General features: G+C 72.4%; 15 protein-coding genes and 1 pseudogene. 10 read left to right on the top strand and 6 right to left on the bottom strand.

Annotated features, from left to right (window positions below):
• The first annotated feature begins 13 nt into the window (after nt 1–13).
• Complete coding sequence (locus ADK41_RS37300; protein ID WP_030832613.1) at nt 14–4,669, top strand: hypothetical protein; 4,656 nt, start codon at nt 14–16, stop codon at nt 4,667–4,669.
• Between the two features lie 21 nt (nt 4,670–4,690).
• Here ADK41_RS37300 and ADK41_RS37295 read toward each other — a convergent pair whose 3' ends face one another.
• The gene (locus ADK41_RS37295; RefSeq protein WP_030832608.1) at nt 4,691–5,434 is read right to left on the bottom strand and encodes an IclR family transcriptional regulator; all 744 of its coding nucleotides are present in this window, start codon (nt 5,432–5,434) and stop codon (nt 4,691–4,693) included.
• Nucleotides 5,435–5,643: 209 nt separating this feature from the next.
• On the bottom strand, nt 5,644–6,258 hold the full coding sequence (locus tag ADK41_RS37290) for a hypothetical protein (protein WP_030832605.1): 615 nt from the start codon (nt 6,256–6,258) through the stop codon (nt 5,644–5,646).
• 419 nt (nt 6,259–6,677) lie between these two features.
• Between ADK41_RS37290 and ADK41_RS37285 the strand changes: the two genes are divergently transcribed.
• From ADK41_RS37285 to ADK41_RS37265, 5 genes are read left to right on the top strand one after another with little or no spacing between them, the layout of a single operon-like run.
• Nucleotides 6,678–9,593, top strand: coding sequence for a sensor histidine kinase (locus tag ADK41_RS37285; RefSeq protein ID WP_030832603.1), 2,916 nt, complete (start codon nt 6,678–6,680; stop codon nt 9,591–9,593).
• On the top strand, nt 9,590–10,024 hold the full coding sequence (locus ADK41_RS37280) for a roadblock/LC7 domain-containing protein (RefSeq protein ID WP_030832600.1): 435 nt from the start codon (nt 9,590–9,592) through the stop codon (nt 10,022–10,024). Before ADK41_RS37285 ends, ADK41_RS37280 begins: the two co-directional genes overlap by 4 nt.
• Before the next feature lie 9 nt (nt 10,025–10,033).
• On the top strand, nt 10,034–10,429 hold the full coding sequence (locus ADK41_RS37275; protein WP_030832597.1) for a DUF742 domain-containing protein: 396 nt from the start codon (nt 10,034–10,036) through the stop codon (nt 10,427–10,429).
• Between the two features lie 24 nt (nt 10,430–10,453).
• Complete coding sequence (locus ADK41_RS37270) at nt 10,454–14,137, top strand: hydantoinase B/oxoprolinase family protein (protein WP_030832594.1); 3,684 nt, start codon at nt 10,454–10,456, stop codon at nt 14,135–14,137.
• Nucleotides 14,118–14,723, top strand: a complete 606-nt coding sequence (locus ADK41_RS37265) for a GTP-binding protein (protein ID WP_030832592.1) — start codon at nt 14,118–14,120, stop codon at nt 14,721–14,723. The genes ADK41_RS37270 and ADK41_RS37265 overlap by 20 nt, the downstream gene beginning before the upstream one ends.
• A gap of 88 nt (nt 14,724–14,811) precedes the next feature.
• Here ADK41_RS37265 and ADK41_RS40440 read toward each other — a convergent pair.
• A pseudogene (locus tag ADK41_RS40440) lies at nt 14,812–15,586 on the bottom strand (glycerol kinase); the annotation flags it as partial.
• 350 nt (nt 15,587–15,936) lie between these two features.
• Between ADK41_RS40440 and ADK41_RS37255 the strand changes: the two are divergent.
• Complete coding sequence (locus tag ADK41_RS37255) at nt 15,937–16,746, top strand: M15 family metallopeptidase (protein WP_030832587.1); 810 nt, start codon at nt 15,937–15,939, stop codon at nt 16,744–16,746.
• A 44-nt stretch (nt 16,747–16,790) separates the two neighbouring features.
• The gene (locus ADK41_RS37250) at nt 16,791–17,327 is read left to right on the top strand and encodes an NUDIX domain-containing protein (RefSeq protein ID WP_030832584.1); all 537 of its coding nucleotides are present in this window, start codon (nt 16,791–16,793) and stop codon (nt 17,325–17,327) included.
• Here the strand turns inward: ADK41_RS37250 and ADK41_RS37245 are convergent.
• Complete coding sequence (locus tag ADK41_RS37245) at nt 17,318–19,696, bottom strand: glycoside hydrolase family 31 protein (RefSeq protein ID WP_030832581.1); 2,379 nt, start codon at nt 19,694–19,696, stop codon at nt 17,318–17,320. The genes ADK41_RS37250 and ADK41_RS37245 overlap by 10 nt on opposite strands.
• A gap of 213 nt (nt 19,697–19,909) precedes the next feature.
• On the opposite strand from ADK41_RS37245, the gene ADK41_RS37240 reads away from it, so the two are divergent.
• Nucleotides 19,910–21,886 carry an acetoacetate--CoA ligase gene (locus ADK41_RS37240; RefSeq protein ID WP_030832578.1) on the top strand — a complete coding sequence of 659 codons (1,977 nt, stop codon included), beginning with the start codon at nt 19,910–19,912 and terminating at the stop codon, nt 21,884–21,886.
• Between the two features lie 112 nt (nt 21,887–21,998).
• Nucleotides 21,999–22,886: a hypothetical protein gene (locus ADK41_RS37235; RefSeq protein ID WP_030832565.1), complete on the top strand. Its 888-nt coding sequence runs from the start codon at nt 21,999–22,001 to the stop codon at nt 22,884–22,886.
• Between the two features lie 78 nt (nt 22,887–22,964).
• Here ADK41_RS37235 and ptsP read toward each other — a convergent pair whose 3' ends face one another.
• Both ptsP and ADK41_RS37225 read right to left on the bottom strand, forming a co-directional pair.
• A complete protein-coding gene (gene ptsP, locus ADK41_RS37230) occupies nt 22,965–24,635 on the bottom strand; it encodes a phosphoenolpyruvate--protein phosphotransferase (RefSeq protein ID WP_030832561.1) in 1,671 nt (556 codons plus the stop codon).
• A gap of 77 nt (nt 24,636–24,712) precedes the next feature.
• Entirely contained in the window at nt 24,713–25,162 is a 450-nt protein-coding gene (locus tag ADK41_RS37225; RefSeq protein ID WP_030832557.1) for a PTS sugar transporter subunit IIA, read from the bottom strand.
• Between the last annotated feature and the right edge of the window lie 467 nt (nt 25,163–25,629).

Here is a 25,629-nt window from a genome sequence, read left to right as displayed (position 1 = left end):
ACGAGAGTCCGCCATGTACGAGCTGTCCCGGGTCCGCCTCTACTCCATCGGGCCGGCCGGTGCGCGCTACGCCGACACCGTGCTCGACCTGCGCGGTGTGGGCGGGGTCGTGCCGGACCCCGCGCCGACGCAGGCGGAGTTCTTCGAGGAGGAGCCCGTCGGCCCGCCGCGCCGGCCCGCCCCCGCCGGGGTGCTCTTCCTGGAGAACGGCGGCGGCAAGTCGGTCCTGCTGAAGCTGATCTTCTCCGTGATGCTCCCGGGCCACCGCAACACCCTCGGCGGCGCCAGCTCCGGTGTGCTGCGCAAGTTCCTGCTCGCCGACGACTGCGGCCACGTGGCGCTGGAGTGGCAGCACGTGCAGACCGGCGAGTGCGTGGTCGTCGGCAAGGTCAGCGAGTGGCGGGGCCGTCAGGTCTCCAACGACCCGAGGAAGTTCGCCGAGGCCTGGTACTCCTTCCGGCCCGGCCCCGGTCTCGGCCTGGACAACCTCCCCGTCGCCGAGTCCACGGCCGTACGGCCGCCCGTCGAGGGCCAGTCGGGCGCGCGGGGACGGCGCCGCACCATGAAGGGCTTCCGGGACGCCTTCACGGAGGCCGGCAAGAACTACCCGCACCTGGAAGCACACTGGGAGGAGATCCACGAGCGCTGGACCGAACACCTCGGCGAGCTGGGACTCGACCCCGAGCTCTTCCGCTACCAGCGGGAGATGAACGCCGACGAGGGTGAGGCCGCCGGCCTCTTCGCGGTCAAGAAGGACTCCGACTTCACCGACCTGCTGCTGCGCGCCGTCACCGACACCCGGGACACCGACGGACTCGCCGATCTGGTCAGCGGGTTCGGCAACAAGCTGGGCCGGCGCGCCGAGCTGATCGCCGAACGGGACTTCACCGCCGGGTCCGTCGACCTGCTGGGCCGGATCGTCGAGGCCGCCGGGGCCCGCACCCGAGCGCGGGAGATCCACACCGCCGCCGAGCGCCGCACCCGCACCCTGGCCCGCAGGCTCTCCGCGCGCGGCGCCCAGGAACGCGTCCGCGCGGCCGACCTGGCCGGGCGGGTCACCACCGCCGCGTACGCCGTCACCCACGCCGAGTCGGCACGCGAGCACAGCGCGCTGATCTCCGCCGAACTCGCCTACCGGCACGCCTCCCTGGCGCTCGCCGCCGCCGAGAAGGCCGCCGCCGCCCAGAAACGCGAACTCGCCGACGCGCGCACCCTGTACTCGGCCTGGCAGGCCGCCGAGGCCGTGCTGCGGCACCGCGCCGCGGCCGACCGCGTCACCCGTGTGTCCGCCGCGATCCAGGAGGCCGAGCGGGACGCGGCCCCCGCGCTGGCCGCACGCGCCAAGGCCGCCGTCGATCTGGTGCGCGCCCTGCACGCGGCGGCGCAGAACGCCGAGGACCTCGCCAACGAGGAGGAGGAGCGGTCCGCCGCCCTCCAGGAGGTCAGCGACGGCGCCTACCGCGACTCCACCGCCGCGGCCACCGAGGCGCAGCGGGCCCGCAGCGAGGTCGGGCACCTGCGGCAGCGGCTCACCGAGGTCGAGCAGGAGACCGCCGAGGCCGTGCGGGCCGGCTGGCTCGACGACAGCGCTCCGGACGCCGACCCCGCCAGGGCCGCCCTCGCGGCCAGTGACGCCGAGAAGACGGCGGTCGCCGCCTGGGACACCGCCCGCGAGGCGGCCCGCCGGGCCACCGAGCACGCGCGGGAGGCGGCCGCCGCCGAGAGCCGCGCGGAGCTCACCGCGGCCCGCGCGGCGGACGCGGCCATAGCGGCCGAGCGCGCCCACGAGAGCGAGCGCCGCACGGCCGAGGCCCTCGCCGCCGAACAGCGGCTGGCGGAACTGCTGAGTCTGCCGGGAGCTCCCGGCGGGCGGCGGACCGGTGCGCCGGGCCGGCGCACGGACGCCGACCGGGCCACGGATCGTTCCGACGTCGGCCCCTCCCTCGACGGGGGCGTCCTGACCGCCGAGGAACTCGACCGCTTCGCCGACGAGCTGCGGGAACTGCTCGACGACGCCGTCTCCTCCGCCGAACGGCAGCTGTTCGACCTGCGGACCGCCGCCGCGGACGACGCCCGCATCCTCGGCGCCCTCGGCGACGGCGGGCTGCTGCCGCCCGGCCCGGACGTGCTGGCGACGGTCGAGTTCCTCGGAGAGCACGGCATCCCGGCACTCCCGGGGTGGCGCTACCTCGCCCAGGCCGTCGACCCGGCCGACCACGCGCGCGTGCTGGCCGCCCGTCCCGAGCTGGTCGACGGCGTCATCATCACCGACCCGGACTCCCACGTCCGCGCCCGCGAGGCACTGAGCGACGCCGCCCTGCTGCCCCGGTCCGCCGTCGCCGTCGGCACCGCCGCCGCCCTGCTCGCCCCCACCCCCGCACCGGACGCGGACACCGGGGACGTCTTCCTCGTACCGCCGAACCCGGCCATGCACGACGAATACGCCGCCGACGAGGAACGGCAGGCGCTGCGCGCCCGGGCGACCGAGCGGGACGAGGAGATCCGCGCCCTCGCCGCCCGGCTCGCCAAGGACCGCGAACTGCTCGCGCGGCTCGTCTCCTGGCGCACCGGCTGCCCCGCCGGGCGGCTCACCGAGCTGGCCGGTACGGCTCACGAGGCGCGGGCGTTCGCCGAGGAGTCCGAGGCGGAGCTGGCCGAGGCGCGCACCGTGAGGGCGGAGGCCGAGGAGGCCGCCGCCGAGGCCGTCGGCGTCCGTGACGAGCGGCAGGAAGTCGCGCAGAAGGCCCGGCGCGCGGCCGACGCCCTCGCCGGACTCGCCTTCCGGCTGCGTGAACGGGCCGGCTGGCAGGTCAAGCTGCGTGAACTCGCCGACGACGCGACCGAGGCGGAAGCCCGCGCCCAGACCTGCCTGGAACGGGCGCGCGCCGCCGACGAGGACCGGCGCGGCGCCCAGCGGGCCGCCGACGACGCCCGGCGCACCGCACGTGCGCTGCGCGCCGAGCGCTCCGAGATCGCGGGCGCCCCCGACGACGTCCCCGAGGACGGCACCGGAGCACCGCGGTCGTCCCTGCCCGCCCTGCGCGAGGCCTACCGCGCCGCGTCCCAGGTCTACGAGAAAGTCGGTGTCGGCGCCGATCTGCGCGCCGAACAGGCCCGCGCGGAGAGCGACGAGAGCGCCGCCCGAGCCGAACTGGACCGACTCAGCAACAAGGTCCGCACCCGCGCCGAGCAGCTGCTCCAGTCGCCCGACGGCTCCGACGGGCCCAGCCGGCAGGCCGCCGCCGCCCGGGCCGAGGAGCTGGTACAGCTCCTGGAGACCCGCATGTCCAGCGCGAGCGAGCAGCTCGGACGGCTGCGCGGCGAGGCCGAGCGGCTCGCGCCCGAGGACGGCGAGGCGCACACCGAGCTCCCCGAGGAGCTGGTGCCGCGCGACGCCGAGCACGCACAGGTCCTCCTGCGCACCGCCACCACCGAACTCGCTTCCCGCAGCGAGGCCTTGAGCCAGGCCCGGGGGGCCCACGCCGAACTCCTCGACGCGCACCGCGCCGCCGAGGACGCGGCCGGCGGATTCGACGAGATCGCCGCCATGCTCCGGGACCTGCTGCGCGAACACGCCCTCGAGGAGGAGCAGGAGCAGCCCGAGGCCTACCCGGGCGGTCTGGACGAGGCCCGGCAGTCCGCCTCCGAGTCCCGCCGCTCGCTGCGGGGTTGCGCCGCAGACCTGTCCGCCGCCGAGTCCGCCGTGCGCGAGGCGAGCGACGTCCTCGTCCGGCACGCCAACTCCACGCGCTACGAACAGGTCCGCACCCCCGCGCGCCAGCAGATCCGCGAACTGCCCGCCTCCGCGCTGCCCGAGCACGCCCAGAAGTGGGCGGACGCCTTCGCACCCCGGCTGCGGGTCCTCACCGACGAGCTGGAGCAGCTGGAGCGCAACCGCGACTCGATCGTGGACCGGCTGCGGGGCCTGGTCGAGTCCTCCCTCGCCACCCTCCGCTCCGCCCAGCGGCTGTCCCGGCTGCCGGAAGGCCTCGGCGAGTGGTCCGGACAGGAGTTCCTGCGCATCCGCTTCGAGGAACCCGACCAGGCCACCCTCACCGAGAGGCTCGGCGAGGTCGTCGACGAGGCGACCCGGGCGGCCGTCAAGAAGAACTCCGACATGCGGCGCGACGGCATGTCCCTGCTGCTGCGCGGGGTCGGCGCCGCCCTCCAGCCGAAGGGCGTCGCCGTCGAGATCCTCAAGCCCGACGCGGTACTGCGCGCCGAACGCGTACCGGTCGGCCAGATGGGCGACGTGTTCTCCGGCGGCCAGCTGCTCACCGCGGCCATCGCCCTGTACTGCACGATGGCCGCGCTGCGCTCCAACGACCGCGGCCGGGACAAGCACCGCCACGCCGGCACATTGTTCCTGGACAACCCCATCGGCCGCGCCAACGCCACCTACCTCCTGGAGCTCCAGCGCGCGGTCGCCGACGCGCTCGGAGTCCAGCTCCTGTACACCACCGGTCTGTTCGACACGACGGCTCTCGCGGAGTTCCCGCTGGTCATCCGGTTGCGGAACGACGCCGACCTGAGGGCCGGCCTGAAGTACATCAGCGTGGAGGAACACCTCCGGCCGGGACTTCCCCAGCAGGATCCGGCCGAGGAGGCGCACAGCGAGATCACGGCGACCCGTATGTTCAAGCGGCCCGCGACGACGGTGGGCGGCTGATCGGATGCCCCGGGGTGCGGCTCAGAAGCCGTAACCCATGCGCCGGGACAGCTCGGCCGCCGCCGTCGCCGTCCGGCTGCCCAACTCGGGCAGCCGGTCCGCACGCAGCCGGTACACCGGTCCCGAGACACTGATCGCCGCGATCACCGTGCCGTCGTGCGAGCGGACCGGCGCGGCGACGGCCGCGAGCCCCAGCTCCAGTTCCTCGAACGTGGTGGCGTACCCGTGCCCGACCGCCGTCTCCAGCTCACCGCGCAGCTCCCGTGCCGTGGTGATCGTCCGCTCCGTGAACCGGCGCAGCGGGCGCGCGAGGTGGCCCTCACGAACGGCGGGTGGCAGGTGGGCCAGGAACACCTTGCCGCCGGCGGTGGCGTGCAGCGGGGTGCGCCTGCCGAGCCAGTTCTGCGCGGTGACCGACGCCGTGCCCCGGGCCTGCATGATGTTGACGGCGGCGTCGTCGTCCGGCACCGCTATGTTCACCGTCTCGCCGAGCTCGTCGGCGAGCTCCCGGCACACCGGCACGCCCTCCTGCGAGATGTCCAGCCGCACGGCAGCCGCCCCCGCGAGGCGCAGCACACCCGCGCCCAGGTGGTACTTGCCGCGGTCCTTCGTCTGGGACACCAGCCCGCGGTTCTCCAGGACACCGAGCAGCCGGAAGGCCGTGGACTTGTGCACGCCCAGTTCGCCGGCGATCTCCGTGACACCCGCCTCGCCGTGCCGCGCCAGGATCTCCAGCACGCTCACCGCACGGTCCACCGACCGCACGGCACTCGTCGTGCTCCTCCCGTTCCCCCCGGGCTCTTTCCGCTCGCCGGTCATGGCTCGGCTCTCACCATCTGTCGGCCCGGTGCGGGCCGATGCCGGCCGCCCTCGCCACGCCGGCCACCCGCCCGGGGAATGGTGCGCACAGCGCCCGCGGGCGCGACATACGCGACCTCAGCCTACCGAGAGCCTGTGTGCCGCTGGGAGCGCCGTCAGGGGTGCGACAGCTGCCCGGCTCCGCCACGCCGGCGTATTCGAGCCTGCGCCCGCTGCGCGGACCGCTGCTGACGGCGGGCGCGGCGCCGCTCCCGCCGCAGGGCCCGAGCGGTGCTGCTGGGCGCGGACACCACGCCGTTGCGCTGATTCCAGACCTGGCGGGTCACCCAGACGTCCAGGACTCCCCAGGTCGCCAGGATCGTACTGACGACACTGCTGATGACCATGGGGAACGCCAGCCAGGAACCGGCCAGCGTGCACAGGAGGGCCACCATGGCCTGGATCAGCGTCACCGCGGTGATGAGCACCGCCCGCACGGCCGCCGTCCGCACCGGGTCCGGCAACCGGCGCCGTCGGGCCGGCTCCTCGACCCACAGCGGCCGGTAGGAGGCCTTTCCGGCGAGCCCGCCGGATTCGCCGGTTTTCCCTCCGGTCTTCCGCGCCGCAGCACCGTCGCGGTCCTCGCGCGTGATCGCCGCGGCGTCGCGACCTCCGGCCGCCCCGTGCCCGGACGCGACTGGACCGGGTCCGGACGCCCCGGCGTCCGACCGCGTCGCCACCTGCGCCGCCGCGCCCTCCTCGGGCGCCTCGCGCCGCTCCGCCGTGCCCATCAACGTGTCACTCCCCACCGCCAGCAGACCGCTCGCTCGTGTCCGAAGACCCGGTTCTCCAGTGGCTGCCCGGCTTGCGCTGTTCTACGCCGCCCAGGTGCGGGACACGGCTCCTGTGGCCGACTTCCGCCCCCATTTCCCACAGAGAAGGACGAACGGCGCGTCACGAAGATTCCCGACCGGGAAAGGAATCGGCCAAACATCCTCGTGTGTCCGGGAGATCGGCCCGAGGGGCGCACCCCTGATTTCGACAGGCGATCTCCCACAATGCCCGGACAACTCGTCACCTCCCGCCCGCGGGACTGAACTACGGCTTCCGGACGGCTCTTAGAGTTCATCCCGGCGCGGTAGTAGGCTCGCGCCGTTTGTTGACGCACATGTGTACCCCCGGCCGTTCGGGGGCCGACCTGGGGGAGGCCATGCGCTTTCGCGGGAAGTCCGTCCGCCGGAAGATCGTGGCGCTGCTTCTCGTGCCGCTGTTGTCCCTGACGACGATCTGGGTCTTCACCACGGTGCTCACGGGCCGTGAGGCAAGCCATCTGTTCGACGTGTCGTCGGTGATGGAGGAGATCGGCTACCCCGTCGAGGACACCGTCCGCGTCCTCCAGCAGGAGCGTCGGCAGACCCTCGTCTATCTCGCCGACCCCCGCGCCTCCGACGGCCTCGCCGCGCTGAGGCGCAGCCGCTCCGCCACCGACGCCGCCGTCGCCGACGTCCGCAGGAGCGCGGCGAACGCCGATGTGCGCGAGGCCATGCACGGGGACTCCGGCGAACTGAGCGCCGTGCTGGACTCCTTCGAGGGCATCGAGTCCCTGCGCCGCAGTGTCGAGGACGGCACCGTCGACCGTTCCCAGGCTCTCGACCTCTACAACAGGCTGGTCGACCCGTGCTACATCCTGCTGGCCAATCTGCATGTGGTCGACGACGTCGCGCTTGACAAGCAGTACCGCGCCCTCGTCAGTCTCGCCCGCGCCCGCGAACTGCTCTCCCGCGAGGACGCACTGCTCGGCTCCGCCCTGATCGTCGGCAAACTGTCTCGTACCGAAGTGCGGGAGATCTCCGGCCTCGTGGCCCAGCGCACCCTGATGTACGACGCCGGTCTGCCGCAGCTGCCCGCGTCCGAGCGCGACCGCTACGAGACCTTCTGGAAGAACGCCGCGTCCGCCCCCCTGCGCGTGGGCGAGGAAGCAGCCGTCTCCTCCGGCACCGGGACACCCCGCGGGATCACGGCCAAGAGCTGGGACGTCGCCGCAGGCAAGGTGCTCTCCGAACTCGGCACCCTCAACGACCAGGCCGCCGACCGCTACCAGGACCGCGTCCGCCCCGTCGCCATGGGCGTCATCACCCAGGCCGTCATCGCCGGTGTCCTTGGACTGGCCGCCCTCCTGGTGTCCCTCGTCCTCTCCGTACGCGTGGGCCGCGGACTCGTCCGGGACCTCCGGCAGTTGCGCCTGGAGGCCCACGAGGCGTCCGGCGTACGGCTGCCCAGTGTGATGCGCCGCCTCTCGGCGGGCGAACAGGTCGACGTCGAGACCGAGGTTCCGCGCCTGGAGTACGACAGGAACGAGATGGGGGAGGTCGGTCAGGCCCTCAACACCCTCCAGCGCGCCGCCGTGGAGGCCGCCGTCAAACAGGCCGAACTGCGCGCCGGCGTCTCCGAGGTGTTCGTCAACCTCGCCCGTCGCAGCCAGGTCCTGCTGCACAAGCAGCTCACCCTGCTGGACACCATGGAACGCAGGACCGAGGACACCGAGGAACTCGCCGACCTGTTCCGGCTGGACCACCTCACCACCCGCATGCGCCGGCACGCCGAGGGCCTGGTGATTCTCTCCGGTGCCGCGCCCTCCCGGCAGTGGCGCAAGCCCGTCCAGCTCATGGACGTCGTGCGCGCCTCCGTCGCCGAGGTCGAGGACTACGAACGCATCGAGGTCCGGCGGCTGCCGCGGGTCGCCGTCACCGGTCCGGCCGTCGCCGACCTCACCCACCTCGTGGCCGAACTGCTGGAGAACGCCACGGTGTTCTCCCCGCCGCACACTGCCGTTCAGGTCCACGGCGAGCGTGTGGCCAACGGTTTCACCCTGGAGATCCACGACCGCGGGCTCGGCATGGCGGCCGACGCCCTTCTGGACGCCAACCTCAGACTCGCCGAGACCTCCGAGTTCGAGCTCTCCGACACCGACCGGCTCGGACTGTTCGTGGTCAGCCGTCTCGCCCGGCGCCAGAACGTCAGGGTCTCCCTGCAGCCCTCCCCGTACGGAGGCACCACAGCGGTCGTCTTCATCCCCGACGCACTGCTGACGGACGACGTTCCGGACACCAACGGCGTCGGCTTCCGCCTCGACCGCCCCCAGCGCGCCAAGGACCGCGAGCCGGAGGAGAGCCGCCGCGCCGCGCTCTCCCAGGTGCCCGTACAGCTGCCCCGGCTCCCCGCCTCGCTGCTGGACGGACCGGTCGAACTGGAAGCCCCCGTCGGCCTGGACGCGCTCGACGACTTTCCCGGCGCCCTGGACGACGAGGACAGCCGGCGCGGCGGCCTCTTCCGCCCCCGCCGCTCCCGCACCGGCACCCAGGAGGAGCGGTCCGGCCGCGAGCACCGTCAGCAGACCCCCGACACGCAGGAGGACACGGACCCGGTCGGAGAGGACCGGAGCGCCCCGGTCCCGTCGGCCCGCAGGGGAACACCCAAGCTGGTCAGCTCCCACGGACGCCCGGTCCGTGACGCGCGCGCCCGTGCGGAGCGCACGGGAGAGGAGGGCCCTCCCGCCGCGTCGACCCGGCCCGAGCTGGAGGCGGCCTCCCCGCTCCCCGCGCGCCGCCGCACCGAACGGCTCTCCTCCGACGCCGAGCGTGAACGACCGGACGCGGACTCGCTGCCTCCGTTGCCCGCCCGCCGCCGGAGCCCCGGCCCCTCCCGACCCAGGACCGGAGCTGGGGACCGGAACGACACCCAGGCGCCCTCCGGCCCCGTGCGCGACGACCGGCCGGATCCCCCTGCCGGCCTTCCCCGGCGCATCCGCCGCCCCGCCATCGCGGCGAGCGGCCCCGACGACTCCTCGCCGGCCGCGGGCGACACGGACACCGGCGCCGCACGACCCGGCGGCGGACCACTGCCCCGGCGCGTACGACAGGCCAGCCTCGCCCCGCAGCTCAAGCACAGCGCCGAACGGCGGAACGAGGACAGGCCCCGGCCCGTTGAACGGGATGCCGACGAAGTCCGCAGCCGCATGGCCTCGCTCCAGCGCGGCTGGCAGCGCGGCCGCGAGGAGAACGCCGCCGGCGACGAAGCCGACAGCGGCACAGCATCACGACGAACGACAAAGGGGGACGGTCGATGACCGCACCGAGGGCCACCGGCCACACCACGACCGACAAGGGGGAGCTGAACTGGCTCCTCGACGACCTGGTGGACCGCGTCGCCAGCATCCGCAAGGCGATCGTGCTCTCCGGCGACGGCCTGCCCACGGGGGCGTCGAAGGACCTCACCCGGGAGGACAGCGAGCATCTGGCCGCCGTCGCCTCCGGCTTCCACAGTCTCGCCAAGGGCGTGGGCCGCCACTTCGAGGCCGGCGACGTCCGCCAGACCGTCGTCGAACTCGACGAGGCGTTCCTCTTCGTCACCGCCGCCGGCGACGGGAGCTGCCTCGCCGTCCTCGCGGACGCCGACTCGGACGTCGGGCAGGTCGCCTACGAGATGACGCTCCTCGTGAAGCGGGTGGGTGTGCATCTGGACGCCGCTCCGCGCACCGATCTGCCCTCGGGCGGGTAGTGGGATGACATGAGCGCTGACGGTCAGGGGAGAAGCCACTGGTTCGACGACGAGGCCGGACCGGTCGTCCGTCCGTACGCCATGACGCGGGGCCGCACCACCAGTGCGGCCCAGCACCGCCTCGACCTGATCGCGGTGGTCGTCACGGAGCCGCACGCGGACGATCCGGAGGCCGACCCCACGCTCTCCCCGGAACACGTGGACATCGTCGAACTGTGCCGCGACACCTCGCAGACGGTCGCCGAACTCTCCGCCGAACTCGATCTGCCGATCGGAGTGGTCCGGGTCCTCGTCGGAGATCTCGTGGAATCGGAATTCGTCCATGTGAACCGGCCGGTACCCCCGGCCGAGCTGCCGGACGAGAGTATTCTGCGCGACGTGATCAACGGCCTCCGGGCGCTGTGACCGGCGCGGAAGCGGAATACTGACGTGACAGGCTGGCAGTTCTGGGTCGACCGAGGCGGCACCTTCACCGACATCGTCGCGAGGCGCCCCGACGGCCGGCTGCTGACGCACAAGGTGCTGTCCGACAACCCGGCTCCGGAACACACCCGGCACCGTGGGGGCCGGGGGACACACGGCACCGACGCGGCGGTCGTGGGCGTCCGTGAGCTGCTGGCCGGATCCGACGCCCCCGTCGACGCCGTGCGCATGGGGACCACCGTCGCCACCAACGCCCTCCTCGAGCGCAAGGGCGAACGGACCCTGCTGGTCGTCACCCGCGGCTTCCGCGACGCGCTGCGCATCGCCTACCAGAACCGACCGCACATCTTCGCCCGCCGCATCGACCTGCCCGAACTGCTGCACGAACGGGTCGTCGAGGTGGACGAACGCATCGCCGCCGACGGGACCGTCCTGCGCGCCCCCGACCTGGACGCCCTCACCGGACCGCTGCGACAGGCGTACGACGACGGCATCCGGGCCGTCGCCGTGGTCTGCGTGCACAGCCACCTCCACCCCGCCCACGAGCAAGCGGTCGGGGAACTCGCCGCCCGCATCGGCTTCCCCCAGATCTCGCTGTCCAGCGAGGTCAGTCCTTTGATGAAGCTCGTCCCGCGCGGTGACACCGCCGTCGTCGACGCCTACCTCTCGCCCGTGCTGCGCCGCTACGTCCGCCATGTCGCCGACGAACTCGACGGCGTACGGCTGATGTTCATGCAGTCCAACGGCGGCCTCACCGAGGCCGGCCGGTTCCGCGGCAAGGACGCCGTGCTGTCCGGGCCGGCCGGCGGCATCGTGGGCATGGCCCGCATGTCGCAGCTCGCCGGCTTCGACCGCGTCATCGGCTTCGACATGGGCGGCACCTCCACCGACGTCTCGCACTACGCGGGCGAGTACGAACGCGTCTTCACCACGCGGATCGCCGGAGTCCGGCTGCGTGCGCCCATGCTGGACATCCACACCGTCGCCGCCGGCGGCGGCTCGGTCCTCCACTTCGACGGCTCCCGCTACCGCGTGGGGCCGGACTCGGCGGGCGCCGACCCGGGCCCCGCCTGTTACCGGCGCGGGGGCCCGCTCACGGTCACCGACGCCAACGTCATGCTCGGCCGTATCCAGTCCGTCCACTTCCCCGCGGTGTTCGGCCCGGACGGCGGCCGGCCCCTCGACGACGCGCTCGTCCGCGACCGCTTCACCGCCCTCGCCGACGAGATCCACGAGCAGACCGGCGACGACCGCACCCCCGAGCAGGTAGCCGAGGGCTACCTGAGGATCGCCGTCGCCAACATCGCCGGCGCGGTGAAGCGGATCTCCGTGCAAAAAGGCCACGACATCACCCGGTACGCCCTCACCACCTTCGGCGGAGCGGGTGGACAGCACGCGTGCATGGTCGCCGACTCCCTCGGCATCCGCACCGTCCTCGTCCCGCCCATGGCCGGCGTCCTGTCCGCGCTCGGCATCGGCCTCGCCGACACCACGGCCATGCGGGAGCGCTCCGTCGAGGCCCCCCTGGAACCGTCCTCCATGCCCGGCGTCCACAAGACCGCCGACGACCTCGAAGCGGCGGCCCGCGCGGAACTCCTCGCCGAGGACGTCCCCGAGGAGCGCATCGAGGTCACCCGCCGCGCCCAGCTCCGCTACGACGGCACCGACACCACCCTCACCGTCGAGCTGACCGAGCCCGGCACGATGCGGCATGCCTTCGAAGAACGTCATCGCGCCACGTACTCCTTCACCCTCGACCGTCCGATCGTCGTCGAAGCCCTCTCCGTCGAAGCCACCGGCATCACCGAACCCCCCGATCTCTCCGCCCTCGCTCCCCACGAAGGCGCCGTTCGACACCGAGGCGAGGCCCCGCGGACCGTCCGCCTCCACACCGTCGGCACCTGGCGCGACGCACCACTCCACCGCCGCGAGGACCTTCCCCCCGGCGAAACCGTCACCGGACCCGCGATCATCACCGAGTCCGGAGCGACGACCGTCGTCGACGAGGGCTGGCGGGCCGCGACGACCGACGACGGGCATCTGGTCATGGAACGCGTCGCGGTTACGCAGAGTTCCCGAGCCGACACGGAAGCCGACCCCGTGCTGCTCGAGGTCTTCAACAACCTCTTCATGTCCATCGCAGAACAGATGGGCGCCCGTCTCGAGTCCACCGCTCAGTCCGTCAACATCAAGGAACGCCTGGACTTCTCCTGCGCCCTCTTCGACCCCGACGGAAACCTGGTGGCCAACGCCCCGCACATCCCCGTCCACCTGGGCTCGATGGGCACGAGCGTCAAAGAGGTCATCCGGCGGCGCGGTCCGGCCATGCGTCCCGGGGACACCTACGCCGTCAACGATCCCTACCACGGCGGCACCCACCTGCCCGACGTCACCGTCATCACCCCGGTCTTCGGCACCGAGCCCACCGACGGCACGGAGAGTGACCGGAAGGTCCTCTTCTACGTCGCCTCACGCGGCCACCACGCCGAGATCGGCGGCATCGCCCCGGGATCCATGCCGGCCGACAGCCGCACCATCGACGAGGAGGGCGTCCTCTTCGACAACTGGCTGCTCGCCGAGAACGGCCGTTTCCGCGAGGAGGAGACCCTCCGTCTCCTCACCGAGGCCCCCCACCCCTCCCGCAACCCGAAGACCAACCTCGCCGACCTGCGCGCCCAGATCGCCGCCAACCGCAAGGGCGTCGACGAGGTCGGCCGCATGATCGAGGACTTCGGCCTCGACGTCGTCCAGGCCTACATGAAGCACGTCCAGGACAACGCCGAAGAGGCGGTGCGCCGCGTCATCGACGCCCTCGACGACGGTGCGTACGCCTACGAGACCGACTCGGGCGCCGTCATCCGCGTCCACGTCCGCGTGGACCGCGTGAACCGCCGCGCGACCATCGACTTCACCGGCACCTCCGCCCAGCTGCCCACCAACTTCAACGCCCCCTGCGCCGTCGTCAACGCGGCGGTCCTGTACGTCTTCCGTACCCTGGTCGCCGACGACATCCCGCTCAACGACGGCTGCCTGCGACCGCTGGACATCACCGTGCCGCCGGGCTCCATGCTGGCGCCCGAGCCGCCGGCCGCCGTCGTCGCGGGCAACGTGGAGACCTCACAGGCCATCACCGGCGCCCTGTACGCGGCCCTCGGCGTCCAGGCGGAGGGCTCCGGCACCATGAACAACGTCACCTTCGGCAACGCCCGCCACCAGTACTACGAAACCGTCGCCTCCGGCTCGGGCGCCGGAGACGGTTTCCCCGGAGCATCCGTCGTGCAGACCCACATGACCAACTCCCGGCTCACCGACCCCGAGATCCTGGAGTGGCGGCTGCCCGTCCGCCTTGAGGAGTTCGCGGTGCGCCGCGGCAGCGGGGGCGCCGGACGGTGGCGCGGCGGGGACGGAGCCATGCGCCGCATCCGCTTCCTGGAGCCCATGACGGTCTCCACGCTGTCCCAGCACCGCAGGGTCCCCCCGTACGGCATGGCCGGAGGCGAACCCGGCGCGCCGGGCGCCCACCGGATCGAACGGGCGGACGGCACGGTCACCCGGCTCGCCGGAAGCGACTCGGCGGACGTCGGACCCGGCGACGTACTCGTCGTCGAAACCCCCGGCGGCGGGGGATACGGCCCGCCGCCCGACCCCCATCAAGCAGGAGAAGAGATCGATGATCTTCGGGCGTTCTGAGCGCGGCAAGCCCCCGGTCGAGCCCGTCACGCTCAAGATCCTGGTGGCCGGCGGCTTCGGCGTGGGCAAGACCACGCTCGTCGGCGCGGTCAGCGAGATCAGACCGCTGCGCACCGAGGAACTCCTCACCGAGGCAGGGCGCCCGGTCGACGACGTCTCCGGTGTGGAGGCCAAGAACACCACCACCGTGGCCATGGACTTCGGCCGCATCACGCTCCGCGAGGACCTGGTGCTGTACCTCTTCGGCACGCCCGGGCAGGAGCGGTTCTGGTTCATGTGGGACGAGCTCTCCGAGGGCGCCCTCGGAGCCGTCGTCCTCGCCGACACCCGGCGCCTGGAGGACTGCTTCGCGGCCATCGACTACTTCGAGCGGCGCGCCATCCCGTTCCTCGTCGGCGTCAACCGCTTCGACGGAGCGGCGCGCTACCCGGCCGACGACGTCCGCCGCGCGCTCGACCTCGACGACCACGTACCGCTGCTGATGTGCGACGCGCGGGACCGCGAGTCGGTCAAGGAGGTCCTCGTCGGCGTCGTCCAGCACGCCATGGCCCAGGCCGCACAGCGACGCCAGACGGTCGGCACCTGAGAACGGCGGCAGGCCCGCGGCCCGTACCTCCCCACCGACCGGAGTCCGGGCCGCGGGTCCGGAAGACGATGCACCACGCGCGTGGTCGGTCGTCACCCTCCTCCGTCCAGCCGAAGCTCTTCTCCACCGCCTTGCGCCGGTGCGACGTCAGCTCGTCCAGACCGTTCCGCACGCCCGTGACGAGCCCCGCCGCGTACGCGGCGCCCGGGCAGGTCGTCTCGGAGACCCTAGGCCGGAGCACCGGCACCCCGAGCACGTCCGCCTGGTGCTGCATCATGCGTATCCCGGAATCCTGGTACACGGCGTCCACGACCTCGTGCGTCGGAGCGCCGGTACGGCGCGAAGAGGCCGCAGAAGGCGGGCACGACACAGGCGCCGCCGTTGTCCTGCACGCTTGTCGCCGGCCGCTCGACCTCGTCGGCGGTGCGGATGACGCCGAGCTGGCCGCGGAACCATTGTGCCGGCGCGCCCGTTGAGGCGATCGCCCCCTCCGGACCGTGGACGGGAGTCTCGTCGCCGATCTCGTAACCCACCGTCGTGAGCAGTCCGCTCTTCGACGGCACGGGTCGGCCGCCGGTGCCGAGCAGCGGGGAGCCGCCCCTGCCGTAGGTGTTCTTCGCCGTGCCCACGTCCCACAGGCCTGCCCGAGAACCACTGCCTGCCGGCCGCCCGGCGCGGAGGCGACGGATGCGCCGGGGAGTCGGCCCACCGCGGTGCCGTGGACCTCCGCGGAGGCCCCGATCTCCGGCAGCATCGCCTCGGGCACGCGCACCGCGGCGAGGACGGACACGTCCCACCGCAACGTCTCCGGGCTCATCAGCATGCTCCGTCCCGCGGTTGGTCACCTCGGTGAGGTTCCAGCCCGGACCTCGCGTGCGGGGCGCGTTTCCCATGGCGACTTCAGCCGGAGGCAGGGAGGATCCGCGCCCTGCCCGGCGTCCGTGACGAGCGTGCCGTCGCAGCCGAACCGTCCGTGGGGGAGTGGGCCGCGCCACAGGATGCCCCGGCGGCGGCGTGCCGGAATGCACCGAGAGGTACGGCGATGCCGTCTGACGCCGGGAAGCGTTCACCGGCACTCAGGGTGGGAGGTCACCGACCGCAACGGTTGGCGGCCGCCCGGCCGGAAGCGTCACCTCCGCGGTGACGAGGCCACCCGGCGGTCGGAGGAGGGGGCCTTCCCCGGAGGGGCCGACTCCTGATAGATGCAGGGGACATGACACGACTCTCCCTCGCGGCACGCGCCCTGACCGCCGTCGCCGCTCTGCTCGCCACGACCGCCGCCGCCTCCGCCTCCGTCCAGGCGAAGCCCGAACCCAAGGCGCCCCGTGACGTCGTCGCACTGAACAGCGTGGACCCGACGATCATCCAGGAGATTCGTTACTTCACCCCGCACAACTTCGTCGGCGAGCCCATCGACGGCTACCGGCAGCCGCTGTGCCTCCTCACCCGCCCCGCCGCCGAGGCCCTCCGCGCGGCGCAGCGGAAGCTGCTGCGCCAGGGCCGTTCCCTGAAGGTGTACGACTGCTACCGGCCGCAGCGCGCGGTGGACCACTTCGTCCGCTGGGCCAAGGACCTCGACGATCAGAGGATGAAGACCGAGTTCTACCCGAACGTCGACAAGACCCGGTTGTTCGCCGACGGCTACATCGCGGAGAAATCCGGCCACAGCCGTGGCTCGACCGTGGACCTCACCCTCGTGGAACTCCCCGCGAAGTCGGCAAGGCCCTACCACCCCGGCCGGCCCCTCACCCCCTGCTTCGCCCCCGAGGGCGAGCGGTTCCCCGACACCTCCGTCGACATGGGCACCGGCTACGACTGCTTCGACACCCTCAGCCACACCCTCGACCCGCGCGTCCAGGGCGAACAGCGCGCCAACCGGCTGCTCCTCAAGAACACCCTGGAGGACCTCGGCTTCGTGAACCTCGCCGAGGAGTGGTGGCACTACACCTTCAAGCCGGAGGCCCACCCGGCCACCTACTTCGACTTCCCGGTGTCCCGGAGGTCACTCACCGGCCACAACTGACCGGCCCCCAAGACGCCCCCACCGTGATCGGATACAGTCCGCGCGTGTCCGAAACTCATGCCACGGCTCCCAACTCCGCGCCGGGCTCCCACTGTTCGAGCTGCGGTACGGCCTTCGCAGAGGGCGTCTCCGGCTGGCCCCGCACCTGTCCGTCCTGCGGCACCGTCGCCTACCGCAACCCGCTGCCGGTCGCGGTCGCCCTCCAGCCCGTGTACGACACGCAGGGCACCGGTCTCGTCGTCATCACCCGCACCATCGCGCCCGCGCGCGGGCGCACGGCCCTGCCCGGCGGCTACATCGACGACCGGGAGGACTGGCGTCAGGCCGTCGTCCGTGAACTCGGTGAAGAGACCGGCATCGACGCGGCGAGCCACGACGTACGGCTCGCCGACGCCATGAGCTCGCCCGACGGACACCTGCTGCTGTTCGGGCTCCTCCCGGAACGCCCCGCGGAAGACCTGCCGCCCTTCACCGCCACCGACGAGACCAAGGACCGCCACCTGCTGCGCCGCCCGGAGGAACTCGCCTTCCCCCTGCACACCCTGGCCGCACGGGCCTGGTTCGAGGGCCGCTACATCTGACCCCCGCCCGTGCCCACCCCGCGGACGCGCACCGGGCAGGACGGCTCCACGCCACCGTCCTCGCCCTCCCGCTCGACGACGACCCGCGGGCCCGACCACCGCACCGTGTAACGCTCGATGTCCGGCTCCCCCCACCCCTCGCCGGCATCCGGCACGACCGGTCCGCCCCCGGTCCGCCCCCGGGCCGGTGCCCACACCTCAAGCTCCGGAGCGCCGTCCTCCCCCGACACCGGAAGAACGGCGCCCCCGCGTGCGAACACCGGAATCCGCCCCAGCGGCGCGTCGACCCACACCCGGGCCGGTCCGTCGTACGCCCGTTCCGTCGCCGTGTCGTACCACCGCCCGCGCGGCAGCCGGACCGCCCGCCGGTCCACGCCCGGCGCGAGCACCGGTGCCACCAGCAGACAGTCGCCGAGCAGGAAGGCGTCCTCGCAGTCGCGCAACGCCCGCTCCTCGGGCGCCGACCACCACAACGGCCGCACATACGGCGCTCCGGTACGTCGGGCCAGATGCGCCAGCGTCATGAAGTACGGCAGCAGTCGCCGGCGTTCGACGAACGCCACGCGCGCGTGCCCGAGAACCTCCGCGCCGGACTCCCACGGCTCGCCCCGGCCCGCACACACACCGGCACGGGTGCGGAAGAACGGAAGATAGGACCCCAACTGGAGCCCGCGCAGATACAGCTCGGGCGACGCCTCCCCGTCGAAGCCGCCGACGTCCGGGCCCGCATAGGGAACACCGCACAGACCCAGCCCCAGCACCAGCGACAGCGCCGCCCGCAACCCGGACCACCCCGTCATCGCCTCGCCCGACCACGCCCCGCCGTGACGCTGCATACCGGCCCACCCGGAACGCGAGAACACGAACGGCCGCTCCCCGGGGGCCCGCTCCCGCAGTCCCTCGTACGCCGCCCGGGCCATGCACAGCCCGTACACGTTGTGCGCCTCGCGATGGTCGCCTCCGCGCCCGTCCAGCGCGTGGCGCGCCGACCGCGGCAGCGTCGGCTCGCCGAAGGCCGTGAAGGACGTCGGCTCGTCCATGCTGTGCCAGAAGCCCGCGAACCCCTGCGCCAGCCGCTCCGTGTACAAGTCACCCCACCACGCACGCACGCGCGCGTGCGTGAAGTCCGGAAAGACCGCCTCTCCGGACCACCCGACCCCTTCCACGACCGCCCCGGAGGCGTCCCGGACGAACGCGTCCCGCTCCACCCCCTCGTCGTACACGGTGGTGCCGGGCACCACGCCCACCGCCGGACCCACGACCGACACCAGCCTGATCCCCTCGCGCCGCAGCTCGTCCGCGAGGACCGGCAGCTTGGGGAACCGCTCCCGGTCCACGGTGAACACCTGACGGGCATCGAAGTGATCGACGCCGAGGTGCACGGCGTCGAGCGGCAGCCCGTGCTCCCGGTGCCCCTCGACGATCCGCCGCACCTCCTCCTCGTCGCCGAGGACCCCTCGCGCGTGATGGTGACCGAGCGCCCACCCGGGCGGCAGCGCCGGCGCGCCGGTGAGCGAGGCCCAGGCGAGCAGCACCCGCGCGGGAGCACCCACCATCACCCAGCAGCGCAGCGGACCACCGTCCATGCGCAGCTCGCTCGTTCCGGCCCGGTCGTGTCCGGAACCGGCCCCCTCCTCACCCTCCCGCAGCGTCACGGTGCCGTCCCACGAGTTGTCGTAGAACACCAGGTGCGTGCCCGCGTCGGCCACCACCATCTGCACCGGCATCGTCAAGGACAGCGGACCGTCACCGAGGCCGACGGCACGGCCGGGCGCGGCGTTCCACAGCCGGTACGCGCCGTCCCGCAGCCGAGGACCCGGAACACGCCCCCCGAGCCCGAAGAAACGCGCGTCGGCCGGCACCTCGGACCGCTGCCTCCAGCACGCGGCACCACCACCCACCGGCTCCCACCACCGCGGCGGCAGATCGCGCCGAAGCATCACACCCCCCGGGGTGAGCACCTCCACCGCGCCGTGCCGCGAGACCACCACCGTCACCCGCTCGGCCACCACCCGCCAGCCACCGTCCTTGTCCGGCTCCAGCGCGGCCCGCGGATCCGGATCGGGACAGCGGTCGGCCAGCGCGTACGACGGCTCCGGAGCAGCCCCGTCCCAGCCCCAGAAGACCGCGCCGTTCACCGCCACGAAGATCCGCAACTCCGAGCGGCCGAACCTGACCAGCCCGCCACCGAGCCCCGGCTCCACCTCCCGCACGGTCCCGGGAACCCGCGCCCGCACCGGCCCCCGCACGGGCAGCCCGATGGCGTCGGCACGCCGCCTGCGCCACGCTGCCCGTACGGTACGCAACCCCTGAGCCGCCCCCACCGAACCGACCGATTTCACCGAACGCACCAGGTCACGACCGTCCATGCTGCTCACCCTGCCATCGCCCACACCCACCGTGCGGGTCGTTCAACTGCCGTTCACCTGTGATCGGAGCACATCTTCACGACACGGACTGTGTGAGGGATGCCCTGGTGCGGAAGTCGATCACATGGCATCGTCCCTGTCAGCCGCGTCACGCGCACACCCCAGCCCGTGCGCGGAGGACGCACACGACGCGCACAGTCCGGGAGCCGCCCCATGTCGACCGTGAACCCCCAGCCGCTCTGGCAGCCGAGCCGGGAGCAGATCGCCCAGGCACGGATCACCACGTTCCAGACGTGGGCCGCCGAACACCACGGCGCCCCCGCCGAGGGCGGCTACGCGGCTCTCCACCGCTGGTCCGTGGACGAGCTGGACACCTTCTGGAAAGCGGTCACGGAGTGGTTCGACGTCCACTTCTCGACCCCCTACGCGCGCGTGCTGGGCGACCGTACGATGCCCGGAGCCCAGTGGTTCCCCGGAGCCACGCTGAACTACGCCGAACACGCGCTGCGCGCCGCCGCCTCCCGCGCGGACGAAGCGGCCCTGCTGTACGTCGACGAAACCCATGACCCGCGCCCCGTCACCTGGGCCGAGCTGCGCCGCCAGGTCGGCTCCCTGGCGGCCGAACTGCGCTCCCTCGGCGTACGCCCCGGAGACCGGGTCAGCGGATACCTGCCGAACATCCCGCAGGCCGTCGTCGCCCTCCTCGCCACGGCGGCCGTGGGCGGCGTGTGGACCTCCTGCGCACCCGACTTCGGCGCCCGCAGCGTCCTCGACCGCTTCCAACAGGTGGAACCCGTCGTCCTGTTCACCGTCGACGGCTACCGCTACGGCGGAAAGGAACACGACCGCCGCGACGTCGTCGCCGAACTGCGCCGCGAACTGCCCACCCTGCGCGCCGTCGTGCACATCCCCCTGCTCGGCACCGAGGCCCCCGACGGCGCACTGGACTGGTCCGCGCTCACCGCAGCGGACACCGAGCCGGTCTTCGAACCGGTGCCCTTCGACCACCCGCTGTGGGTGCTCTACTCCTCCGGCACCACCGGACTGCCCAAGGCGATCGTCCAGTCCCAGGGCGGCATCCTCGTCGAGCACCTCAAGCAGCTCGGGCTCCACTGCGACCTGGGCCCCGAGGACCGCTTCTTCTGGTACACCTCCACCGGCTGGATGATGTGGAACTTCCTCGTCTCCGGCCTCCTGACCGGAACGACGATCGTCCTGTACGACGGCAGCCCCGGCCACCCGGACACAGGCGCCCAGTGGCGCATCGCCGAACGCACCGGCGCCACCCTCTACGGCACCTCCGCCGCCTACGTCATGGCGTGCCGCAAGGCCGGCGTGCACCCCTCGCGCGACTTCGACCTCTCCGCGGTGAAGTGCGTCGCGACCACCGGCTCCCCCCTGCCCCCCGACGGCTTCCGCTGGCTGCACGACGAGTTCGCCGAGAACGGGGCTGACCTGTGGATCGCCTCCGTCAGCGGCGGCACGGACGTGTGCTCCTGCTTCGCCGGAGCCGTACCGACCCTCCCCGTCCACATCGGCGAGCTCCAGGCCCCCGGCCTGGGCACGGACCTGCAGTCCTGGGACCCCAGCGGCAAGCCCCTGACCGACGAGGTCGGCGAACTCGTGGTCACCAATCCGATGCCCTCCATGCCGATCCACTTCTGGAACGACCCCGACGGCACCCGGTACCACGACAGCTACTTCGACACCTACCCCGGCGTCTGGCGGCACGGAGACTGGATCACCATCACCTCCCGGGGCTCCGTCGTCATCCACGGCCGCTCCGACTCCACGCTCAACCGCCAGGGCGTCCGCATGGGATCGGCCGACATCTACGAAGCCGTGGAACGCCTCCCCGAGATCAGGGAATCCCTCGTCATCGGCGTCGAACAGCCCGACGGCGGCTACTGGATGCCCCTGTTCGTCCACCTGGCACCCGGATCCGCCCTCGACGAGGACCTGCGCGGCCGCATCAAGCAGACCATCCGCGAACACCTGTCACCGCGTCACGTCCCCGACGAGATCATCGAGGTGCCCGGCGTCCCGCACACCCTCACCGGCAAACGCATCGAGGTCCCGGTCAAGCGTCTCCTCCAGGGCGCCCCGCTGGAAAAAGCGGTCAACCCGGGATCCATCGACAACCTCGACCTGCTCGCCTTCTACGAGGAACTCGCCCGCAAGCGCGCCTGATCCACCCCGCGGGGAAGAGCCGGCTCCCCCGCCGGTCCACCCGGCCGGGCACCGTTGTCAGTGCCGCCGATTACTGTGAGTGAGCATTGATCGACTGTGTACAGGGGGAGACATGGCGTACACCGACCACCGAACCATGCGGCGCGTCCTGCACCGCGAAGTCGCCGGCACCATCGGCCTGCTGGCCGACGAGCACGACTTCCGCGCCATGCGGCGCTACGACAGCTTCGTCTTCGACGACCACACCACCTACCTCAAACACGTGGAAGCCGTCCTCAGGACGCGCGCGCTGCAGGGCGGCCACACCACGGTGGCCCTCTTCGACCCCGAGGACTACGCCGAGTACTGCGCGGAAACGGGCCTCGACCCCGACAGCCACACCAGCCGCGCACGGTTCACGGCCGCACTCGCCTCCACCGGCCCCACAGTCCCCTACGACGGCCGCCCCCTGGCCGACCTCCTGCCCAGCCTCGTCGACGAGGCCGTACGCCAGGCCACCTGGGAGTACGCGGCCCAGGTCCTCGCCCGTCTCGGCACCTGCGCCACGTGCGGCGAGGACCTGGGCCGCGCCGCCTTCACCCGCGCCTCGCACCTCCTCGTCCGCATCCTCGACACGGCCCCACCCGGCGATCTGCACCTCGTGTGCAGCGTCTCCGGACCACCCGAAGCGCTCATCGCCGTCCTGCACGCGGACGACATCGCCGGTCGCATGGAACTCGACGAGTCCGAAGCCCGCGAGTTCACCACGGTCCTGGCCGTCGGTCTCGCCACCGGGAGCCCCGGCGGACTGGTCATGCGGACCAGCGAACCCGGCAGCCCCGACCGTGTCCACGGCTGGCGACTGCGCGCCCACGGCCTCGAACCCCTCACCGCCGGCGAGGTCTTCGACGCCTACTGCACCGACGCCGAGTCCGGAGACCTCATCTCCCCGGAGCCCAACGTCGACTACTGCGAGCCGCCCGACCTCGGTGAGGGGCCGAACCCGGCCCACCACCACTGAGCCGGAAACGCCCGAGGGGCGCCCCACCTCCAAGTGGAGCGCCCCTCGGGACACCGATCGCCGGCCGGCCCGGTCCGGCTACTCGCCCGACAGCACCGCCTGAGCGGCGTCACGGGCATCCGCGGCGCTGTCCGCCGCCCGGGCCGCCGCCGCGGCCCGCTCACACTGCGCCAGCGTGAACTTCGCCAGCGACGCCCGTACATACGGAATGGACGCCGCCCCCATGGAGAGAGAGGTGACACCCAGACCGGTCAGCACACACGCGAGCAGCGGGTCGGAAGCGGCCTCACCGCAGACACCGCAGCTCTTGCCCTCGGCCTTCGCAGCCTCGGCGGACAACGCCACCAGGTCGAGGAGCGCGGGCTGCCACGGGTCCTGCAGCCGGGAGACCGCACCCACCTGGCGGTCCGCGGCGAACGTGTACTGCGCGAGGTCGTTCGTGCCCAGCGACAGGAACTCCACCTCCTGCAACACCGAACGCGCCCGCAGCGCGGCCGACGGAATCTCGACCATCGCGCCGAACTTCGCCCGCAGCCCCGCCTCCCGGCAGGCGTCCGCGAAAGCCTTGGCATCGGCCCGGTCCGCCACCATCGGGGCCATGACCTCGAGGTGGACGGGCAGCCCCTCGGCGGCCTTGGCGAGTGCCGTCAGCTGTGTACGCAGCACCCCGGGGTGGTCGAGCAGTGTCCGCAGACCGCGCACGCCCAGTGCCGGGTTCGGCTCGTCCGCCGGGGTGAGGAAGTCCAGCGGCTTGTCCGCCCCCGCGTCCAGCACCCGCACCACGACACGGCCCTCGGGGAACGCCTCGAGCACCTGACGGTAGGCCGCGACCTGCTTCTCCTCGGAAGGAGCCTTCTTGTCGTCGTCCAGGAACAGGAACTCGGTACGGAAGAGACCGACGCCCTCCGCGCCCGCCTCCACGGCGGCCGCCACATCCGCCGGGCCACCGATGTTGGCCAGCAGCGGCACCTTGTGACCGTCGGCGGTCGCCCCGGGCCCGGTCGAGGCGGCCAGCGCCGCCTTGCGCTCGGCCGCCGCCGCCTCGAGCCGAGCCTTCTTCTCGTCGCTCGGGTTCACGAAGATCTCCCCGGTGCTGCCGTCGACCGCTATCAGCGTGCCCTCGGCGAGTTCACCGGCCCCCGGCAGGGCGACCACGGCCGGGACACCGAGAGCGCGGGCCAGGATCGCGCTGTGGCTGGTGGGGCCACCCTCCTCGGTCACGAAGCCGAGCACCAACGTCGGGTCGAGCAGCGCCGTGTCCGCCGGCGCGAGATCACGGGCCACGAGGACGTACGGTTCGTCGCTGTCCGGCACACCCGGCATCGGCACCCCGAGCAGCCGCGCGACGATACGGTTCCGCACGTCGTCGAGGTCGGCCACGCGGCCCGCCAGATACTCACCGGCATTCGCGAGCAGCTCGCGGTACGCGGCGAACGCGTCGTACACCGCGCGCTCAGCGGTGCTGCCGACGGCGATGCGCCGCTCCACGTCGGCCATCAGCTCGGGGTCCTGAGCCATCATGGCCTGCGCCTCGAGAACCGCCTGGGCCTCGCCCCCGGCGAGGTTGCCGCGTGCCGTCAGATCGGCCGCGACCGCCTCCACGGCCTTGCGGGCACGCCCTTGCTCGCGCTCCGCCTCTTCCGCCGGGATCTGCTTGGCCGGCGGCTCGAGCACCGCCGTACCCATGTGCCGTACCTCGCCGATCGCCACACCGTGGCTGACACCGACGCCTCGCAGCGTTGTCTCCATCTCACCCGTCTCCGGTAGAGCGGCGGGCTCCGCCGCCGCGTTGGTTGTCCTGGTGGCCGCCACGGGGCGGCACCCCGTCACTTCCAGAAGAAAAGGGTGTCGCCGGCCTTCACATCGCCGTCGTCACGGAGCTCGGAGAGAGCGTCCGCCGTGGCCTCCAGGGCAACGACCGGGCACACCGGGGACTTGCCGGCGGCTTCGACGGCGGCCGGGTTCCAGCGCACGATGCTCTGGCCGCGCGTCACGGTGTCACCCTTGTTGACGAGCAGCTCGAAACCCTCGCCGTTGAGCTGCACGGTGTCGATGCCGAGGTGGGTGAGCACGCCGTGTCCGCTCTCGTCGACCACGACGAACGCGTGCGGATGAAGGGAGACGAGCACACCGTCGACCGGGGAGACGGCCTCGGAGGGCTCCCGCGCGGGGTCGATCGCCGTGCCCGGGCCGACCATGGCCCCGGAGAAGACCGGGTCGGGCACGGACGCCAGTCCGATGGCCCGTCCTGCGAGCGGGGACGTCACGGTGGTCATGGGGAGCCTCCCAGGCGTGGAGATCTGTACGTACGCCGCCGTCGCTGCCTGTCTCCGGCGCGCTGTTCAGCAGCGTATGTCATATGACGTACCGGTTCCGGAGGGCAGGTCCGGATCAGTGGTCTAGACGAGAGGTCTAGACCATGCACCCTAATCGATTTGCACGTGGTCCGCGACCCCGTGTAGAGTCGTACCCCTGCTCGGGGATGAGCGGCGTGAACAGATGCCCCTCACTCGACAGCAATCCAACGTGTCAGATCCTAATCTTTGGATCACTCCTTGCATGCCTGCAGGAGGGTGGTCAAAGGGCCGGAAAAACACTGGTAGTGTTGGAAGCACCGAAGGGAAGCGCCCGGAGGAAAGCCCGAGAGGGTGAGTACGAAGGAAGCGTCCGTTCCTTGAGAACTCAACAGCGTGCCAAAAGTCAACGCCAGATATGTTGATACCCCGACCCGGTCGGTTCGATC

Source organism: Streptomyces caelestis (assembly GCF_001279005.1).
Taxonomy (GTDB): Bacteria; Actinomycetota; Actinomycetes; order Streptomycetales; family Streptomycetaceae; genus Streptomyces; species Streptomyces heliomycini.
This window is presented reverse-complemented; position numbering and strand designations above follow the sequence as displayed.

Excerpts from the sequence above, each read along its gene's own strand:
- ADK41_RS37300 (WP_030832613.1), top strand. The coding sequence starts at position 14 with ATGTACGAGCTGTCCCGGGTCCGCCTCTACTCCATCGGGCCGGCCGGT.
- ADK41_RS37290 (WP_030832605.1), bottom strand. The coding sequence starts at position 6,258 with ATGGGCACGGCGGAGCGGCGCGAGGCGCCCGAGGAGGGCGCGGCGGCG.
- ADK41_RS37285 (WP_030832603.1), top strand. The coding sequence starts at position 6,678 with ATGCGCTTTCGCGGGAAGTCCGTCCGCCGGAAGATCGTGGCGCTGCTT.
- ADK41_RS37280 (WP_030832600.1), top strand. The coding sequence starts at position 9,590 with ATGACCGCACCGAGGGCCACCGGCCACACCACGACCGACAAGGGGGAG.
- ADK41_RS37275 (WP_030832597.1), top strand. The coding sequence starts at position 10,034 with ATGAGCGCTGACGGTCAGGGGAGAAGCCACTGGTTCGACGACGAGGCC.
- ADK41_RS37265 (WP_030832592.1), top strand. The coding sequence starts at position 14,118 with ATGATCTTCGGGCGTTCTGAGCGCGGCAAGCCCCCGGTCGAGCCCGTC.
- ADK41_RS37255 (WP_030832587.1), top strand. The coding sequence starts at position 15,937 with ATGACACGACTCTCCCTCGCGGCACGCGCCCTGACCGCCGTCGCCGCT.
- ADK41_RS37245 (WP_030832581.1), bottom strand. The coding sequence starts at position 19,696 with ATGGACGGTCGTGACCTGGTGCGTTCGGTGAAATCGGTCGGTTCGGTG.
- ADK41_RS37240 (WP_030832578.1), top strand. The coding sequence starts at position 19,910 with ATGTCGACCGTGAACCCCCAGCCGCTCTGGCAGCCGAGCCGGGAGCAG.
- ADK41_RS37235 (WP_030832565.1), top strand. The coding sequence starts at position 21,999 with ATGGCGTACACCGACCACCGAACCATGCGGCGCGTCCTGCACCGCGAA.
- ptsP (WP_030832561.1), bottom strand. The coding sequence starts at position 24,635 with ATGGAGACAACGCTGCGAGGCGTCGGTGTCAGCCACGGTGTGGCGATC.
- ADK41_RS37225 (WP_030832557.1), bottom strand. The coding sequence starts at position 25,162 with ATGACCACCGTGACGTCCCCGCTCGCAGGACGGGCCATCGGACTGGCG.